General features: G+C 45.8%; 15 protein-coding genes. 1 reads left to right on the forward strand and 14 read right to left on the reverse strand.

The genetic code is table 11. The features are described from left to right. Positions 1-7: 7 nt before the first annotated feature. Both ACNAZ4_RS13650 and hemA read right to left on the reverse strand, forming a co-directional pair. Complete coding sequence (locus tag ACNAZ4_RS13650; RefSeq protein ID WP_415815089.1) at positions 8-841, reverse strand: cytochrome C assembly family protein; 834 nt, start codon at positions 839-841, stop codon at positions 8-10. Between the two features lie 14 nt (positions 842-855). Then, positions 856-2202: a glutamyl-tRNA reductase gene (gene hemA / locus ACNAZ4_RS13655; RefSeq protein ID WP_415815090.1), complete on the reverse strand. Its 1347-nt coding sequence runs from the start codon at positions 2200-2202 to the stop codon at positions 856-858. Between the two features lie 254 nt (positions 2203-2456). Here hemA and ACNAZ4_RS13660 point away from each other — a divergent pair, with 254 nt between their 5' ends. Further along, complete coding sequence (locus tag ACNAZ4_RS13660) at positions 2457-2942, forward strand: LiaI-LiaF-like domain-containing protein (protein ID WP_415815091.1); 486 nt, start codon at positions 2457-2459, stop codon at positions 2940-2942. A gap of 55 nt (positions 2943-2997) precedes the next feature. On the opposite strand, the gene yihA is transcribed toward ACNAZ4_RS13660, so the two are convergent. The 12 genes from yihA to ilvC form a co-directional block, all read right to left on the reverse strand. Further along, complete coding sequence (yihA, locus tag ACNAZ4_RS13665; RefSeq protein WP_415815092.1) at positions 2998-3582, reverse strand: ribosome biogenesis GTP-binding protein YihA/YsxC; 585 nt, start codon at positions 3580-3582, stop codon at positions 2998-3000. After that, a complete protein-coding gene (lon, locus tag ACNAZ4_RS13670; RefSeq protein WP_415815093.1) occupies positions 3579-5906 on the reverse strand; it encodes an endopeptidase La in 2328 nt (775 codons plus the stop codon). The genes yihA and lon overlap by 4 nt, the downstream gene beginning before the upstream one ends. A 305-nt stretch (positions 5907-6211) precedes the next feature. Further along, positions 6212-7879, reverse strand: a complete 1668-nt coding sequence (gene lonB, locus ACNAZ4_RS13675) for an ATP-dependent protease LonB (protein WP_415815094.1) — start codon at positions 7877-7879, stop codon at positions 6212-6214. 391 nt (positions 7880-8270) lie between these two features. Next, complete coding sequence (gene clpX, locus ACNAZ4_RS13680; RefSeq protein WP_415815095.1) at positions 8271-9533, reverse strand: ATP-dependent protease ATP-binding subunit ClpX; 1263 nt, start codon at positions 9531-9533, stop codon at positions 8271-8273. 596 nt (positions 9534-10129) lie between these two features. Further along, on the reverse strand, positions 10130-11419 hold the full coding sequence (gene tig, locus ACNAZ4_RS13685; protein WP_415815096.1) for a trigger factor: 1290 nt from the start codon (positions 11417-11419) through the stop codon (positions 10130-10132). Positions 11420-11576: 157 nt separating this feature from the next. Beyond that, complete coding sequence (locus ACNAZ4_RS13690) at positions 11577-12611, reverse strand: tetratricopeptide repeat protein (protein WP_415815097.1); 1035 nt, start codon at positions 12609-12611, stop codon at positions 11577-11579. 158 nt (positions 12612-12769) lie between these two features. Next, positions 12770-13366, reverse strand: coding sequence for a 3-isopropylmalate dehydratase small subunit (gene leuD, locus ACNAZ4_RS13695; RefSeq protein WP_415815098.1), 597 nt, complete (start codon positions 13364-13366; stop codon positions 12770-12772). Between the two features lie 110 nt (positions 13367-13476). Next, complete coding sequence (locus ACNAZ4_RS13700; RefSeq protein ID WP_415815099.1) at positions 13477-13611, reverse strand: hypothetical protein; 135 nt, start codon at positions 13609-13611, stop codon at positions 13477-13479. Continuing rightward, positions 13612-15021 (reverse strand): 3-isopropylmalate dehydratase large subunit, encoded by a 1410-nt coding sequence (gene leuC / locus ACNAZ4_RS13705; protein WP_415815100.1) that lies wholly within the window; start codon positions 15019-15021, stop codon positions 13612-13614. Positions 15022-15102: 81 nt separating this feature from the next. Next, entirely contained in the window at positions 15103-16215 is a 1113-nt protein-coding gene (gene leuB, locus ACNAZ4_RS13710) for a 3-isopropylmalate dehydrogenase (RefSeq protein WP_415815101.1), read from the reverse strand. Between the two features lie 33 nt (positions 16216-16248). Beyond that, positions 16249-17787, reverse strand: a complete 1539-nt coding sequence (locus ACNAZ4_RS13715; RefSeq protein ID WP_415815102.1) for a 2-isopropylmalate synthase — start codon at positions 17785-17787, stop codon at positions 16249-16251. Next, positions 17774-18796 (reverse strand): ketol-acid reductoisomerase, encoded by a 1023-nt coding sequence (gene ilvC / locus ACNAZ4_RS13720; protein WP_415815103.1) that lies wholly within the window; start codon positions 18794-18796, stop codon positions 17774-17776. Before ilvC ends, ACNAZ4_RS13715 begins: the two co-directional genes overlap by 14 nt. Positions 18797-18957: the final 161 nt, after the last annotated feature.

The raw sequence follows: 18957 nt of genomic DNA on the forward strand, positions 1-18957 counted from the left end.
CTCCTATTTATTGATACCAAAAATGGAAAGATGATAACTTTCCAGAAAGAAAGAAGTTAATTAATACGATCAGGAACGATGCAATGTTCAATAGCGCAAGCGATTTTCCATACATCTCTTTGCCGACCCTCAAATACAGGTAGATGCTGTAGACTGCCAGGACGATGAAGGACCCTAATAGCTTGGCATCATACCATTCAAGATCGGGAACCTTGATCCATGCCCATTGCAGCCCAAGGATCAGGCTGAGTATCAGCATCGGCACCCCAATGACGTTCAATATGTAAGACCAGTAGTCAAGCCGTGATAAATCTGATATCCTCCATAACAGCTTACCCCACTTTTTCCTCTTTAAAAGGTCATATTGGAGAAGATATAGCAGCGAAAAGACGAATGATATGGAAAAAGCCCCATACGACAGGATCGCCATCGTGATATGGATGAGCAGGAGCTCTGATACGAGCTGCTCAGACATGACATTCGAGTCAAATTGCACCGGTGCGAATGTATGGATTGCCATGATGATGAACCCGAGGATATTCGTGAAAAACACAATAAAATCCACTTTCAGCAGTTTATTGATGGCCAGCGACAGCGTCACCAGCACCCATGCATAAAAGTAGAGCCCCTCAAAAAGAGTAAGGACCGGGAACCGGCCAGTGCCGATCATGTAAAACACCAGGAAAACTGTCTGGAATCCCCATACAAATGCAAGTAACCAGAAGGCAACTTTATTCGCCCTCCGGTTACGGTTAAGAAAATCAATGAAATATAAGAGCACGCTGGCCGCATAAATCACAATCGTTATTTCATGGAGACGCGTTATATAAAGATCACCCATGGGCAACACCTCTCTTACGGCTGAAAAGAAGCCTGAGGCGAAGGAACTTTTGCCTGCTTTGTCTCAGCCGTTTTCATTCCTTCTTGTTCTGCGACCAGCTGTTCAATATTAAAAATCTTGACGAAAAGATCGAGAGCATCTTCCGCATCCGGTCCGGCCGCAAGCTCCTTCGCCTGCAGGATCGGATCTTTCAGAAGCTGGTTGATGATACTTTTCGTATGCTTGTTAAGCACTTTTTTATCCCGGTCGGATAGATGCGGCAGCTTGCGTTCAATGCTCATCATCGTCTCTTCCTGGATAGAAAGTGCTTTGACCCTCAAGGCAGAAATGACAGGCACAACACCAAGCGTGTTCAGCCACTGCTTGAACTGGACGATTTCGCCTTCGATCATGATCAGGATCTTCTCTGCTGCCTTCTGGCGTTCTTGAAGGTTCGCCTGGACAATTCCTTCCAGGTCATCAATATCATAAAGGAAGACATTTTCCAGTGTAGCGATTTCCGGATCAAGATCACGAGGAACAGCGATATCCACCATGAATAACGGCTTCCCTTTTCGCTTCTGTTCCACGTTCGCCATCATTTCCTTAGTGACAACGAAATCCTTCGCTCCTGTGGAACTGATCAGGATATCCGCATCCACCAGCGCAGTCTGGAGCTCTTCCAGGCTTTTGGCAACTCCGGAAAAGCGGTTCGCCAAATCTTCAGCCTTCTGATAGGTACGGTTGATGACCGTCACTTTCCTCGCTCCATTTGCATGAAGGTTTTGGATCGCCAGTTCACCCATCTTGCCAGCACCAAGGATTAGCACATGCTTCTGGTCCAGAGTGCCGAAAATCTTCTTGGCAAGTTCAACAGCCGCATAGCTGACCGATACAGCGTTCGCGCCGATATCCGTTTCGGAATGGCCTCGTTTTGCCAGTGTGACAGCCTGCTTGAATAACTGGTTGAAAACAGTTCCAGTCGTGTTGCCTTCAAGGCCAAGCATGAAGCTTGAACGCACCTGACCAAGGATCTGGGTCTCACCCAGTACCATTGAGTTAAGGCCGCATGACACCTTGAATAAATGTTCAATAGCCCCATCCTGTTCGTAGATGAACAAAAATGGCGTGAATTCTGCCTGAGGGATCCCGAACCATTCAGATAAAAACTCTTTGATATAATATCTGCCAGTGTGAAGCTGATCCACAACGGCGTATATTTCTGTACGGTTGCAAGTTGATACGATGACATTCTCAAGGATACTCTTCTTTTGCTGGAGAGCACTCATTGCTTCCTCCAGATTTCCTTCATTGAATGTCAACCTTTCGCGGATTTCGACAGGGGCAGTTTTATAGTTAAGACCGACTACGATAATATGCATTATGAATTGACACCCCCACATAGAAATTGCATAATTGGCTAAGGCAATTATACATGAGTTTTTCCACTTTTAACGTTGTAAATGTGAACAACTCTTGAAATTACATTTATATTGACATTGATTAAATAAACACTTTTGCCTGTATGTTCGTTATACTTATATACTATCTATAAAGCAACTAAACATACTCCCTAATGTACCTTATCAAAGTTTGTCCTTTAATTCAAGTGAGCCTTATTGGAAGTGGTGGAAGAATGAAAAATCAGAAAATCATCCCCGGAATGATTTTGATCGGTTTTGGGGTCTATTTTTATCTTCAGCAGGAAAAAATTGCGCTGTTCAATGAGTTTTATACGTGGCCGACCCTGTTGATCATTGTCGGCGCCGCCTTTTTGGTCCAGGGATATTGGGGCAGGGATTATGAATCCATCTTCCCAGGTGTGATCCTGGTTGGATTCGGTGTCCACTTTCATGTGGTCAATAAGTTCGAGCTGTGGCCCGATCATCTTGGTGCCTTCATCTTGATCATCGCCCTCGGTTTCTTGCTTCGTTATCAGAAGACCGGCAACGGCTTGTTCCACGGAGTCCTCTTTCTCATTTTAGCAGGTTTGCTGCTGTTTTATGACAGAGTCACTGAATGGCTCGGTTTATTGGAAAATGGAGTTTCGACAGCATGGAGATTCTGGCCTGCTGCATTGATATTGATTGGACTGTACTTGTTATTCATTAAGAAAAAATAAGGAAAACCCGCACTGATGTCGATCTTGGTGCGGGTTTTCCTTATTCAGATTCACTTTATTTCATGAAGCTTCCCATGACGGACCACGCCTTGTCTTTCCCTTCACCTGTTTCTGAAGAGAAAAGGATGATACTATCTTCAGGATCCAGATCAAGTGTCTCTCTTGTGATCTTCAAATGCTTTTGCCATTTGGATTTCGGAATTTTGTCCGCTTTCGTGGCAATGATGATGACCGGGATGCCGTAATGCTTAAGGAAATCATACATCATGACATCATCCTTTGAAGGCGGATGCCTCAGGTCGACGATCAGCAGCACAGCTTTCAGCTGCTCACGCGAAGTGATGTAGGTCTCGATCATCTTCCCCCATGCTTCACGTTCGGATTTCGATACTTTAGCGTATCCGTATCCTGGAACATCAACAAAATGCAGCATTTCATTGATCAAGTAAAAATTCAAGGTCTGTGTCTTGCCTGGCTTCGAGGAAGTCCTGGCAAGTGCCTTCCTGTTAAGCATTTTATTGATAAAAGAAGATTTACCAACATTCGACCGTCCTGCAAGGGCGAACTCCGGAAGATTGCTTTCCGGATACTGGTTCGGCCTTACAGCACTGATCACGATTTCTGCGCTATTTACCTTCATTGTGAATCACCGCTGGCAAGAGCGTGCTTCAATACTTCATCTACATGCGAAACTAACACAAATTCAAGCTCCTTACGTACACTTTCAGGAATATCATCAATATCTTTTTCATTATCTTTTGGACAAATAACCTTTGTCAGACCTGCCCTGTGCGCACTCAAAGATTTTTCCTTGAGGCCGCCAATCGGCAGAACCCGCCCTCTTAATGTTATTTCTCCTGTCATTCCCACTTCCCTGCGGATCGGCTTTCCTGATAAAGCCGAAACGAGTGCAGTAGCAATCGTAATCCCCGCCGAAGGTCCATCTTTAGGAACTGCACCTTCAGGGACATGGATGTGGATATCATTTTTCTCATGGAAATCCGGATCGATGTCCAGATCCTTCGCTTTTGAACGGACATAGCTGAATGCTGCCTGCGCAGATTCCTTCATCACATCCCCAAGCTTTCCAGTCAGGACAAGTTTCCCTTTTCCTGGAGATAAAGAAACTTCGATCTGCAGCGTATCTCCGCCAACCGTGGTATAGGCGAGTCCGGTTGCAACGCCTACCTGGTCTTCCAATTCAGCCTGTCCATACCTGAACTTGGTTTTGCCAAGGAATTCCTCGACATTCTTCTCGCTCACAATCACGCGCTTTTTTGATCCGGAAACCACGATCTTCGCCGTTTTCCGGCAAATTGACGCCAACTGCCTTTCCAGTGAACGGACACCAGATTCACGGGTATAATAACGGATCACCTTCGTGATGGCTTCATCCTTCATTTGAAGCTGGGATTTTGACAGACCATGGTCCTTGATTTGTCTAGGAAGCAAGTGATCCTTGGCAATATGCAGCTTTTCCTGCTCGGTATAGCCGGCAATGTTGATGATCTCCATCCTGTCGAGCAACGGCCCTGGGACAGTGGAGAGATTATTGGCTGTAGCGATGAACATGACTTTAGAGAGATCATACGTCTCTTCAATATAATGGTCGCTGAAGTTATGATTCTGCTCCGGATCCAGTACCTCAAGCATCGCCGAAGATGGATCGCCACGGAAATCGCTGGACATCTTGTCGATTTCATCTAGAAGGAAAACAGGGTTGATGGTTCCTGCTTTTTTCATTCCCTGGATGATCCGACCAGGCATCGCACCTACATAGGTCCTTCTGTGGCCGCGGATTTCTGACTCATCCCGCACTCCGCCCAGGGAGACGCGGACAAAATTCCGGTTCAGGGACTTGGCAATCGACTTGGCCAGACTTGTCTTCCCTACCCCTGGAGGTCCAGCCAGACAAAGGATCGGACCTTTCAGTGAATTCGTCAGCTTCTGGACAGCCAGATATTCAAGGACTCTTTCCTTCACTTTTTCCAGTCCGTAATGGTCCTTATCAAGGATTTTCTCCGCTTTGCTGATATCAAGGTCATCCTCGGTGGATTTTGACCATGGCAAAGCAATCAGCCATTCAATGTAATTCCTGATTACCGCGCTTTCAGCAGAGGTTGTCGGCACTTTTTCGTATCGGTCAAGTTCCTTCAATGCCGTTTCTTTCACATGTTCAGGCATTCCGGCAAGCTCGATTTTCTCGGTAAGCTCGGCTATTTCGCCAGTCTTGCCTTCCTTATCGCCAAGCTCCTTCTGGATGGCCTTCATTTGCTCACGAAGGTAATACTCCTTCTGGGTCCGTTCCATGGAACGTTTTACGCGCTGGCCAATTTTCTTCTCGAGGCCAAGCACCTCTTTTTCATTGTGGATGATTTCAATGACACGGTTCATCCGTTCCTTAATGTCGATCGTCTCAAGGATTTCCTGCTTCTCCTTCAATTTGAGAGGAAGATGCGACGCGATGATATCCGCCATCCTTCCAGGTTCTTCGATATCTGAAACGGATGCATACGTTTCTGCAGAAATCTTCTTCGACATCTTTATGTATTGTTCAAAATACTCAAGCATCGTTCTCATCAATGCTTCATCTTCGACATCCTTCGTGTCATCGTCTTCGAACGTCCTGACCTTACAGGAAAAATGATCATTTTCATCGAAAAGCTCAATGATCTCAGCTCTGGACAAACCTTCTACCAGCACGCGGATGGTTCCGTTAGGCAGCTTCAGCATCTGCTTGACGCGGGTTAGCGTGCCCATCTGGTACAGGTCCTCCTCGCCCGGTTCATCTATGGATATATCTTTTTGGGTAGTAAGATAGATCAAATGGTCGTCCACCATCGCCTTCTCCAGTGCCTGTACCGATTTTTCCCGGCCTACATCCAGATGCAGGACCATCGTCGGATACACAAGCAAACCGCGCAGCGGCAGGAGAGGGACAGTGTACTCATTCTTGTTCACCATGACATTGCACCTCCAACATGCATTGTATCAAACCATTAGCATTTTAATACTTTGTTGTTCAATTCTATCGTATTTATTTTCAAGTGTCTAATATCTAGAGCGCATTGCCCTGTTTTCGTCCTAATGATTAGTATCCTGATAATCCTGTTAAAATATGTCCGAATCATGATTGACTTTGAAGTTAAAATCAAAGTTTTAAATACAGCTACAAACCCTTTTCCTTTTTCAGCCAGAAATAAACCCGTTTTGATTTCTGAAACAACGACATAAAAAAAGAACGCAGGCACGCGTTCTTTTTCATCCATTCAGCTAGTTTCTTTTTGTGTTAAATCACTCGCAGCCTTGATGATCTGCTCTCTCGGATGCTCTTTTAGCAAAGCGATTTCAAAGACCTCATCCAGATGGGTGACTGGAATGATTTCAATCCCAGTGATTTCATTCAGGATGGTCTGCACATTTTCCTTTGGAATGATGACCTTTTTGGCGCCCGCTTTTTTCGCGGCCTTAACTTTTGGATAGACACCGCCAATTGGTTTCACATTGCCATGGATGCTGATTTCACCTGTCATCGCGACAGTATTGTCCATCGGGATTTTATAGATGGCTGAATAAATGCCAGTTGCCATCGCAATTCCGGCCGATGGGCCATCAATCGGAGTACCGCCCGGGAAGTTGACATGGATGTCGAAATCATCTGCCGGTACGCCCATCGATCTGAGGACAGTTATGACATTTTCAATCGAACCGCGCGCCATGCTCTTTCGCCGGATAGATTTCCCCTGGCCGCCAATACTCTCTTCATCTACGATGCCAGTGATATTTATGGACCCTTTCTCCTTCGCCTTGATGACCGTGACCTCGATTTCAAGGAGTGCGCCAGTGTTCGGGCCATAGACAGCCAGGCCATTCACAAGCCCTACCGCTGACTTTTCGTTTATTCTTCTTTCCATCCTTGGTGTCAGCTGACTTGAATGGACGACCCATTCAATTTCCTCTTCCTTGATGTATGTCCGTTCATCCGTAATCGCAAGACCTGCTGCGATCTGCACCATATTGACGGCTTCACGGCCATTCCGGGCATAATTGGAGAGGATTTCAATTGCTTTCTCACTCATGGACAACTCTACTTTTTCAGCTGCATTCCTTGCCACTTCGGATATTTCTTCCTGGGTTAACTCGCGGAAAAATACTTCCATGCATCTTGACCTGATTGCTGGAGGGATTTCGTTTGGAGTTCTAGTCGTAGCGCCTACAAGACGGAAGTCAGCCGGCAGCCCATTTTTGAAGATGTCGTGGATATGGCTCGGGATCTGCGTGTTTTCCTCATTATAATACGCACTCTCTAAAAATACCTTCCTGTCTTCCAGTACTTTTAAAAGCTTGTTCATCTGGATTGGATGCAGTTCACCGATCTCATCGATGAACAAAACTCCGCCATGCGCGTTGGTCACCGCCCCCTGCTTAGGCTGAGGAATACCGGCCTGTCCCATTGCTCCGGCTCCTTGATAGATCGGGTCATGCACCGAACCAATCAACGGATCCGCAATTCCTCTTTCATCGAAGCGTGCAGTCGTGGCGTCCAGCTCCACGAACACCGATGATTTCTTAAATGGAGATTTAAGATTCTGCTTCGCTTCTTCCAAAACCAGCCTCGCCGCCGCCGTTTTACCGACTCCAGGTGGACCGTAAATGATGACATGTTGCGGATTAGGCCCGCATAAAGCAGCCTTCAATGCCTTGATTCCATCTTCCTGCCCGACAATATCATTGAAGCTTGCTGGCCTGACTTTTTCAGCAAGCGGCTCACTCAGTGACACCGACCTCATCTTTCTTAACTGTTCCATTTCCTTTCGGGATTCCCGATCAATCGATACCTTTTGCGTCCTCTGATTCCTAAGTAAATTCCAGAAATACAGCCCGATGATGATACCGAAAAAAAGCTGTATAAATAAGGCGATTCCGGTCCAACTCAATGTACATTCCCTCCCGTAAGTTGATACTATTCGCTTTAACCTAGTATCCCCCTGAGCGTGTTGGAATAAACAATATTTTCATGTGAAATTTTCCATGTGAAGAAAGCTTGGTACGGCGGGGAATGAAGGTGTTTTTCGTTCATGATTGTAGTTGTTTTGACAGCTTTTCATGTTAAATCAGCAAACCTGTCCGAAGTTTGCCTTAGTTCGGACAACTTTTTTTCATTTACCTCTGAACCTGTCCGAAGAGAGGCTGATTCTCGGACTACTTTTCTCTTTCTGCCTCTAAATCTGTCCGAACTTCGCCCAGATACTGACACCAATCTAATTTTCAAAGGGGATTAAATATAGAAAAAAATCCCGGTGAATAATCACCGGGATTTAACAAGCATTATGCTGAATTTCTTTCGTCTTTCAGGACTGTGCCATCCTCTAGCACTAGCTTTGGCGGCATGTTGTTTTCGATTGTTTCCTTAGTGATGATACATTTTACGATATCATCGCGTGAAGGAAGATCGAACATGACGTCAAGCATTATGCCTTCGATGATGGAACGAAGTCCGCGGGCACCTGTCTTGCGTTCGATTGCCTTTTTGGCAATTTCAATGAGTGCATCGTCTTCGAAGTCAAGCTCGACATCATCCAGCTCAAGCATTTTTTGATACTGTTTTACAAGTGCGTTCTTCGGTTTTGTCAGGATTTCGACTAACGCTTCTTCATCAAGCGGAGTCAAGCTGGCAATAACCGGAAGACGGCCGATGAATTCTGGGATCAAGCCGAATTTCAGTAAGTCTTCTGGAAGCACTTTTGAAAGCAATTCCTTCTTGTCTAGATCTTCTTCTTTTTTCTCAGAGCCGAAGCCGATTACTTTCTGGCCTAGGCGGCGTTTGATAATTTGCTCGATACCATCGAATGCCCCGCCGCAAATGAACAGGATATTCGTTGTATCAATCTGGATGAATTCTTGATGAGGGTGCTTTCGTCCACCTTGTGGCGGTACGCTCGCAACTGTTCCTTCAAGAATTTTCAATAATGCCTGCTGTACGCCTTCACCGGAAACATCTCTTGTAATAGAAGGGTTTTCGGATTTTCTGGCAATCTTATCGATTTCATCGATGTAAATGATCCCTTTTTCAGCTTTTTCCACATCGTAATCAGCTGACTGGATCAGTTTCAACAGGATATTTTCAACGTCTTCACCGACATATCCTGCTTCTGTCAATGATGTTGCATCCGCGATTGCGAACGGTACATTGAGAATACGAGCTAAAGTCTGGGCAAGTAAAGTTTTACCGCTTCCAGTTGGCCCGATCATCGCAATATTACTTTTCGAAAGTTCAACATCATCGATCTTGCTGTTTGAGTTGATTCGCTTATAGTGATTGTAAACGGCTACAGACAAGTTTTTCTTCGCCTGGTCTTGGCCAATTACATACTCATTAAGGATATCACGGATTTCCTGTGGCTTTGGAACATCCTTGAACTCAACTTCTTCTTCAGTACCAAGTTCTTCTTCAACGATTTCTGTGCATAATTCAATACACTCGTCACAGATATAGACACCTGGACCGGCTACCAATTTGCGGACTTGATCCTGTGTCTTGCCGCAGAAAGAACATTTGAGCTGCCCTTTTTCATCATTAAATTTGAACAATGCCTTCACCCCTTGAGAACTTCAAAATCATATATAAAGCTGCGATTCATAAGCAAACGAACAGTTAAGTAACGGTTTTTCTGCTGCATTGTAGCAGGTATGTATTGCATTGTATCATATTTTGCCAGGGTACAGGAAATAATAACCCTCGGCCATTTTTGTTTCGCGCTTATGAATCGAAAAAAATATGTACTAAATCATCTTAACCATAAATCCGGCCATTAAATCGGCTTAATGGAAATTGCTAAAAAATTATGTATGTATAATGGTGATAATTGTAGAAAACAAGGCACGATTCACTCGCGCCTTGTTTCTATCTTATATACTAATTATAAAATTCACTTTGAGAAATGTCTAGCTTCATCGCCTAGCCCCTCGAGTCACTTGTCTAGTGTCGCCTCCTAGAAACTCCGAAACTTCAACTCCGCCGGCAGAAGCAAAAAGCGCTTCTTTGTCCGAGTCTCCAGTTTCTCCGTTTCTGGGCAGTCGGCTATACTTTTCGGATTCGGTCCGGCCAATGAGGTCAAAGAACGACTTCACCGGTCGGCCCTCCAGTGCTTGTCGGGGCTGACCAAGGCGCTTACGCTTTTCTAATATTATGCAACAGTCTTGCTGTTTTCTACAAGGAAATCAACTGCTTTTTTCAGTTGAAGGTCGCCTTTGATTCCGTCAAGGCTTCCGCCTAGTGCTGCCTGGATTTGGTCAGCAGTCATGTTGTACATTTCAGACATTTTTTGAAGCTCTGCACTTACTTCTTCATCTGTAACTTCGATGTTTTCAGCTTTTGCGATTGCTTCAAGAGTCAGGTTCACACGTACGCGTGTAGCGGCTTCCTCTTTCATTTGTTCACGAAGAACAGCTTCATCTTGACCAGAGAACTGGTAGTACAGGTCAAGGTTCATGCCTTGCATTTGCAGGCGCTGTTCGAATTCGTTCACCATGCGGTCGATTTCAGTGTTGATCATTGATTCAGGAACTTCGATTTCAGCGTTAGCTGCTGCTTTTTCTACAACAGTGTCGCGTTCGAAATGTTCTTTTTGGTGTGATTTATCGTGTGCAAGACGATCTTTGATCTTCGTCTTAAGCTCTTCTAAAGTTTCAACTTCTTCGTCAGCATCTTTAGCGAACTCATCATCTAGAGCAGGAAGCTCTTTACCTTTGATTTCGTGTACTTTCACTTTGAAAGTTGCAGGCTTACCAGCAAGTTCAGCTGCATGGTACTCTTCAGGGAAAGTAACCTCTACATCTTTTTCTTCGCCAGTAGCTGTTCCAACTAGCTGTTCTTCGAATCCAGGAATGAATGAATTTGATCCAAGTTCAAGTGCGTAGTTTTCAGCTTTTCCGCCTTCGAAAGCTTCGCCATCAACGAATCCTTCGAAATCGATGACAACATTGTCGCCATTCTCTGCAGTGCCTTCTTCTTTAACTACAAGCTCAGCCTGCTTTTCTTGCATTGCTTTTAATTCATTATCTACTTCTTCATCTGTTACGTTTGTATCGAATGCTTCTACTTCAAGTCCTTTATATTCCCCAAGCTTTACTTCTGGCTTAACTGTTACAGTTGCCTTGAAGATCAGGCTCTTGCCTTTTTCGATTTGCTCAACATCGATTTCAGGACGGTCAACTGGCTCGATACCAGTTTCGTCGATTGCACTTGCATATGCTTCTGGAAGAAGGATATCAATTGCATCTTGATATAAAGACTCTACGCCGAAACGCTTTTCAAACATTTGGCGAGGCATTTTCCCTTTACGGAATCCTGGTACGTTAATTTGCTTAACGACTTTCTGGAATGCAGCGTCAAGACCTTTATTGACCTTTTCTGCATCTACTTCAATTGTTAGAACCGTTTGGTTCCCTTCTCTTTTTTCTACCTTTGCAGACATATAGTTCCCTCCAACAATAATCTATTGTCATTTTCATTCGACGATGAATATTCTTGTTAACCAAGCAATATTCCAGATTAAATGTAAAATAGAATGATTTTTACATAATACAACCACTACATTATAACACAGGATTATTTCGTTTCAACAGCCTGGACTATATTATCGGGTAAGAAATTTCTTCTAGCTCCCTGATAAACTCAAGAACCTTTGCTGTTTCTTCTTCTGCACTGCCGTAAAGTTCTGCGAAATCCTCCAGCGGATCCTCAAATCCGTAGTACTCGTTGGCAATGAAATGAATCGCAGCTGCCCAGGCAGCAGGCTCGCCGACAGGATTTTCAAAAGGATAAATCAGGAAAAAATACCTTTCAACCAAGCTTTGCACCTGTTCAAACAATACTGGATCATCATTTTCGATTTCATCAGCTAATAGCTGAAGAACTCCGCTTTCCTCGATATACTCCCTGACATCAGGCAATTGAGCTGGAATAAAGGATTCGGTCCAGCCAAACTTACTTACTCCAAATTCTTTTGAAAAATCTTGTTCCCTCAATATATTCACTGTCATGGTTTTCAAAAATGCATGGCCTTCTTCTGATAACACATAGTTTTGCAGGACTTTGATGAATGGACGAATATTCACGTTCGTGAGGCTGGCTAGAGCGATCACCTGTTTATTGATGTCTTTCGTGTCAAACAGATTGAGTTCCTGTTCTTCTAGTTCATCATCGTCAATTTGAAGTTCTTCTTCGTGAATCTCTTCCGTTTCAGGTAAATCCTGCATCTTTCTCCCAAACTCGAGCATCCGGACAAAATGCTCATGCTTATCCGGTGGGATTTCCCGATCTTCGAGCAGTGCTTCAACAGTGGTAACGACTTCACGGTATTCATTCAATTGGACGAGGATCATCAGGTACAATTCGATGACCTGAATATAATCACCCCGGCCGCTCTTTAGCATTTCCGCTGCAATTTCCTTGGCCAGCTTGTGGTTCCCTGTTTCAGAATGGACGAGAATGAGCGCTACATAAATGTCGCTGTCCTCAGGTTCGTGCTCCAGAGCCTGCTCCAGGTATTGAATGGCATCCCGGTATTTTTGCTGTTTTAAATAATCCAGGCCTTTTTCCAAAAGCCGCTTTCCCACACCAGGAAACAGGATCACATTATCCATATTTGCATCCCGTTTTTTCATATGCATACCGCCTTACTTTTTAAAAAATAGCTATAATGGTCAGCACTTCAGCTTTTTAGAAAGTGTAGCATGATTTTCGAAAAAAACAAAAAGATTCACAAGCAGCGCCTGTGAATCAATCAATTATTTTTGGATTATGTGCTGGCCTGGACAGAAAACTAAGACCCTGTTACCGCCACTCTATCTTCATATTCCTTAATGCTTCCTTCAAGCTGGAGAGTCAATTCGATTTCGTCCCACCCGTTCAGGAGCATATTATACCAGTATGGGTGGATTTCGAACTCCGCTTTGAAACCTTCTTTGTCATACACACATTTCTGCTCCAGCGAAACGGTCAGTTCATACTCCCGTCCTGCTGCTTTTCCGAGCAAATAGGATACTTCCTGATCAGACAATACAACCGGAAGAATACCATTCTTCAGGCAGTTCTGTTTGAAAATGTCTGCAAAAGATGGAGCAATGATCACCCTGAAACCATAATCCTGCAATGCCCATGGCGCATGTTCCCGGGATGAGCCGCAGCCAAAATTTTCGTTGGCGATCAAAATCGATGCCCCCTGGCTGGCAGGATGGTTGAGCTCAAACTTTTCATCCGGCTCCCCATCTGGCTTGAAGCGCCAGTCGTAAAATAAATACTGACCAAACCCGGTCTTCTCGATTCTTTTCAGGAATTGCTTCGGTATGATCTGGTCTGTGTCCACATTGGTTCGGTCCATTGCAGCGGCTTTTCCTGTCATTTCTTTAAAACTGGACATTTCAGGCTCCTTTCATCGAAAAATCTTCATTTTGTATGAAATTTCAAGAAATTCCTTTGAGTTCCCAAGCAATTTTGCAGCTATTTTCCCATCTGGAAAAAATTATCCTCTTACTTATAAGCGATATTTGCACGAAAAGATGCGATAATTGCAGCTTGTGTGCCAGTAATTGCACCAATATATCCATTAATTGCACACTCAGGGTCAATAATTGCATCATTAACCACTTTTTGGTAAAAAATCACCTATACGGTTACTCCAGCGAGCGTCCTGACATCGACAAAGTGTCCATGAAGTGCAGCTGCAGCAGCCATGGCCGGGCTGACTAGATGTGTCCGCGCCCCTGCACCCTGTCTTCCTTCGAAATTCCGGTTTGATGTCGAGGCGCAATGCTCACCGGCTGGTACGATATCTGCATTCATGCTTAGGCACATGCTGCAGCCCGATTCCCGCCACTCGAATCCTGCTTCGATAAAAATAGCGGCTATGCCTTCTTCTTCTGCTGCCTTTTTCACCTGCTGCGAACCAGGTACGACGATCGCATTAACTCCGGCAGCGACCTTTTTGCCTTTGACAATCTCAGCGGCTGTCCGCAGGTCTTCAATCCTTGAATTCGTGCAGGAACCGATGAACACTTTCGTCACATGGATATCTTTAATAAGCTGGCCTTCTTCAATTCCCATATACTCAAATGCTCTTTGAACGGATTTCTTTTCTGCTTCCGTTTCACATTCTGCCAAATATGGCACTCTGTGAGTCACCGGGGCCGTCATCGCCGGATTCGTACCCCAGCTGACCATCGGCGCGATCTCACTTCCATCAACCTCTATCACATCATCATGCTCTGCATCTTCATCAGAGGCAAGCTGCTGCCATTCACGGATCTGATCGAGAAATGCATCTCCCTCTGGAACATACTTTCTTCCATTAAGATAGGCGAAAGTTTTCTGGTCAGGAGCAACGATTGATGCTTTTGCCCCGCCTTCGATCGACATATTGCAAAGGGTCATCCTTTCTTCCATCGACATATTCCTGATCACATCGCCGCAAAATTCGATGACATATCCAGTACCGAATTTGACGCCATATTGACTGATGATGAAAAGGATGACATCCTTGGCGCTTACCCCCGGCCCGAGCGAACCGGAAACTTCGATTTTCAATGTTTTCGGTTTAGTCTGCCAGAGCGTTTGCGTTGCAAGAACATGCTCCACCTCACTTGTTCCGATTCCGAAGGCAAGTGAACCGAAGGCGCCATGTGTCGATGTATGGCTGTCCCCGCAGACGATGGTCATCCCCGGCTTCGTCAATCCGAGCTCAGGGCCGATGACATGGACGATTCCCTGTTCCGGGCTGTCAAGATCAGCAAGCAGAATGTCAAACTCCTCGCAATTATCCCTTAATGTGTCCATCTGGTTCCTCGCAACCTGGTCATTGATCTCCTTGCGATTAATGGTAGGAACATTGTGGTCCATCGTCGCAAACGTCAGGTCAGGCCTCCTAACTGTCCGGCCTTTCATCCTCAGCCCTGAAAATGCCTGCGGGGAGGTCACTTCATGGACAAGATGCAAGTCGATGTACAGCAGGTCAGGCCTGCCCTCTTCCTGATGGACAACATGCTTCTCCCAGATTTTTTCGATGATCGTTTTCCCCAAAATACCCTCCCCTTTCATTGTTCTTTGAATAGGTTGAACTGTTTTCCTTTATCCAGCTTAAGATTACTCCTCTAAACTGGCTTAGGCGTAAGCGCCCATGATATTGAAAATCGCTTCATTATCGAGCAATGCTGCTTTGATTTCTTCGGCCATTTGTTCAGTTGTGACCGGGAAGCTCCCGGTTACAGCGATATCCCGTGTCCTGCTTCCCGATTCAAGGACCTGCTTCACGGCGTTCTCGACTGCTTCCGCTTCCTCCTCCATCCCAAAGGACATCCTCAGCATCATCGCAGCTGAAAGGATCATCGCGATTGGGTTGGCGGCATTCATTCCGGCGATATCTGGTGCTGAACCATGGATTGGCTCATATAAATATGGTCCCTGGACTGAAACGCTGGCTGACGGCAGCATGCCAAGTGACCCTGTCAGCACCGAGGCTTCATCGCTTAAAATATCTCCAAACATATTTTCCGTAACCATCACGTCGAACTGCCGCGGATTTTTGATCAACTGCATCGCTGCGTTATCTACGAGCATGTGTTCAAGCTTGACATCCGGGAATTCCTTCGCAATTTCTTCAGCAGTTTCCCGCCACATCCTGCTTGATTCCAGGACGTTGGCTTTATCCACGGAAGTGACCTTGCCTTTGCGTGTGGCAGCCAGCTCAAATGCATAGCGAATGACTCTCTCCATCTCATTTTTCTGGTAAAACAAAGTATCTACTACGGAAGCTTCACCCTTTTGGACTGTCCGCTCACTCGGCTTCCCGAAGTAAAGCCCGCCTGTCAGTTCCCTGACGACTACCATGTCAGCTCCCTCGACGACTTCCTTGCGAAGCGGTGATACTCCGGAAATACTGGAGTAATATTGGACCGGGCGGACATTGGCGTATAATCCGAGCTCTTTCCTGATTTTCAACAAGCCTTTTTCCGGGCGGATATGTCCTGGCATTCGGTCCCATTTCGGGCCGCCTACTGCTCCTAAAAGTACAGCATCGCTGGCTTTACAGAGATCCAGGGTGTGCTCGGGAAGCGGGGTTCCATATTCATCGATGGCTGCACCGCCAATTTCTCCATATACACATTGGAATTTATGCCCGAAAAGCTCAGCCACTGCCTGGAGGATGGTGACCGCCCCCCTGCTTACTTCTTTGCCTACGCCATCTCCTGGCAGGATTGCGATCCTTTTTTCCATTACACTCGCCTCCACTTTTTTAGTAGTTTTTGATTAACCGTTAACGGCAACCTTCTTTGTTTCTTCCATATATAGGACTCTGTTGACAGCATTGAGATAAGCCTTCGCTGAAGCTTCAAGCACATCCTGTGCGAGGCCTCTTCCGCTTGTCTCCATTCCCCCGAAATCCAGTTTCACGTAAACCTGTGCCAAAGCATCCCTGCCCGCCCCGACTGACTGGATCCGGTAATCTAGCAAACTCGCTGTTTCTTCCATGCATTTTTCAAGCGTATTATATAAAGCTTCGATACTTCCGGAACCTGTTGAAGCTTCCTGGATTTTTTCATTCTGACAGCCAGACAGGGTGACCGTTGCGGTAGGTACCTGGTTGGTCCCGTACTGGACCTGAATGGATTCAAGCCGGTAATACTGCTGTTCTTTTGACAGCTTCTCTTCAAGGATGATGGCTGCAAGATCATCATCGGTCATTTCCTTTTTCCTGTCAGCCAGCTCCTTGAATACAGAGAATAAATGATTGATTTCGTGCTCCGGAACCGATAGCCCGATTTCATTTAATCTGTTCCGGAAAGCATGGCGTCCTGAATGTTTTCCGAGGACCATTGAATTATTCTGCAAGCCAACTAGCTCAGGAGAAATGATTTCATAAGTCGTTTTCTCTTTCAGCACACCGTCCTGGTGAATTCCCGACTCATGTGCAAAGGCATTCCGGCCGACAACCGCCTTGTTCGCCGGAACCGCCATTCCCGTCAGCTTGCTGACAAGGCTGCTCGTTCTGCTGATTTCCTTGAGGTTCATCCTTGTTTCGGCTTCGTAAAAATCTTTACGGATATGAAGGGCAACAGCGAACTCCTCTAGTGCTGCATTCCCGGCCCGCTCGCCGATTCCGTTTATGGTTCCTTCCACCTGCGAAGCTCCTGCAGATACAGCGGCAAGGGAGTTCGCAATCGACATCCCGAGGTCATCGTGGCAATGCGCTGAAAGTTCAACTTTACTAATAGAAGGAACATGCTCACGCAAGTAAGTGAAAATCTGGCCATATTCCTGCGGCGAAATATATCCGACAGTGTCAGGAATATTGATCACCTTCGCCCCTGCCTGGATTACCTCTTCAACAATCTCTGCAAGAAAATCAAGCTCGGTGCGGCATGCGTCCTCCGCAGACCATTGAATGACCGGGAATTTGGCTGCCGCATATTTAACGGTCCGTACCGCTGTTTCGACCACTTCTTCTTTTGTCTGCTTCAACTTGTGCACCCTGTGAATCGGAGAAGTTGCGATGAAAAGGTGAAGCCTCGGCTCCGCTCCATATCTCAGCGCTTCCCAAGCAGCATCAATATCCGTTAAAACCGAGCGTGCCAGACCCGTCACCGAACTTCCCTTGATCTCACGGGCAATTTCGGCAACCGAGGCAAAATCCCCTTTGGAAGCTGCCGGGAATCCGGCTTCAATTATATCGACATTCAACCGCTCAAGCTGCCTGGCGATTTCTAATTTTTCTGTAAAATTCAAATTGACTCCGGCTGACTGCTCACCATCCCGCAACGTCGTATCAAAGATTTTAATTCTTCGCACTGGCAGCCACTTCTCTCTGCTTTTGTTTGTTGACAAACGGCATCATCTTTCTCAGTTCTCTTCCCACCACTTCAATCTGGTGGCTGTTTTCTTTTTCATTGACCGCATTGAAGACCGGTCTGTTTTTTTCATTTTCTGCAATCCAACCTTTTGCGAAGGTTCCTTCCTGGATGTCTGTCAAAACCCTTTTCATTTCCGCTTTCACTTGTTCATTGACGACCCTTGGCCCGCTGACAAAATCGCCCCATTGTGCCGTGTCAGAGATGGAATAGCGCATTCCCTCAAGTCCGCCTTCATACATCAAATCTACGATCAGCTTCAGTTCATGCATCGTTTCAAAATAGGCCAGCTCCGGCTGGTATCCTGCTTCGACAAGCGTTTCAAAGCCCGCTTTCACGAGCGAAGTCAGCCCTCCGCAAAGCACTGCTTGCTCCCCGAACAGGTCCGTCTCCGTTTCTTCCTTGAAGGTTGTTTCCAGCGCTCCTGCTCTTAATGCCCCGATCGCTCTAGCATAAGCGAGCGCAAGTTCCCTCGCCTCTCCCGATACATCCTGATGGATAGCGAATAATGCTGGTACGCCAGCTCCCTCCTCGTAAGTCCTTCTGACAAGATGTCCCGGCCCTTTTGGTGCGACCAGCAAGACATCACAAGTTTCCGGCGGCACGATCTGGTTGAAATGGACATTGAAACCGTGGGCAAACATCAAAGCCTGGTTAGAAAGCTGGGGTTCAATTTCATTTTTGTAGACCGCTGTCTGACGCTCATCCGGTAAAAGCACCATGACTACATCCGATGTGGCAACCGCTTCTGCAACTGTCTTGACCTCAAATCCATCTTCAACAGCTTTTTCCCAAGACTTTCCTTGCCTTAAGCCAACGACAACCTCCACACCGCTGTCACGTAGATTCTGTGCGTGCGCATGACCCTGTGAGCCATACCCGACCACCGCAACTCTCTTTCCGTTGAAATAAGCCTCATTCGCATCACCGTTATAGTACATTTCCGCCATATTCCCTCTTCCTTTCTATTAAAAAAATTTGTTTTTGATTGGCTGTTTTCGTATAGATTGTTGTTAAAATCCTAAAGCCGATTTTAACGTGATAATAGCCATTTTGTATGTCGGTACTAAGTTTGCAAGCTCTTTTCTCAGCATAAGCGTTAATTGTGTGA

Source organism: Mesobacillus thioparans (assembly GCF_965138835.1).
Classification (GTDB): domain Bacteria; phylum Bacillota; class Bacilli; order Bacillales; family Cytobacillaceae; genus Mesobacillus; species Mesobacillus thioparans.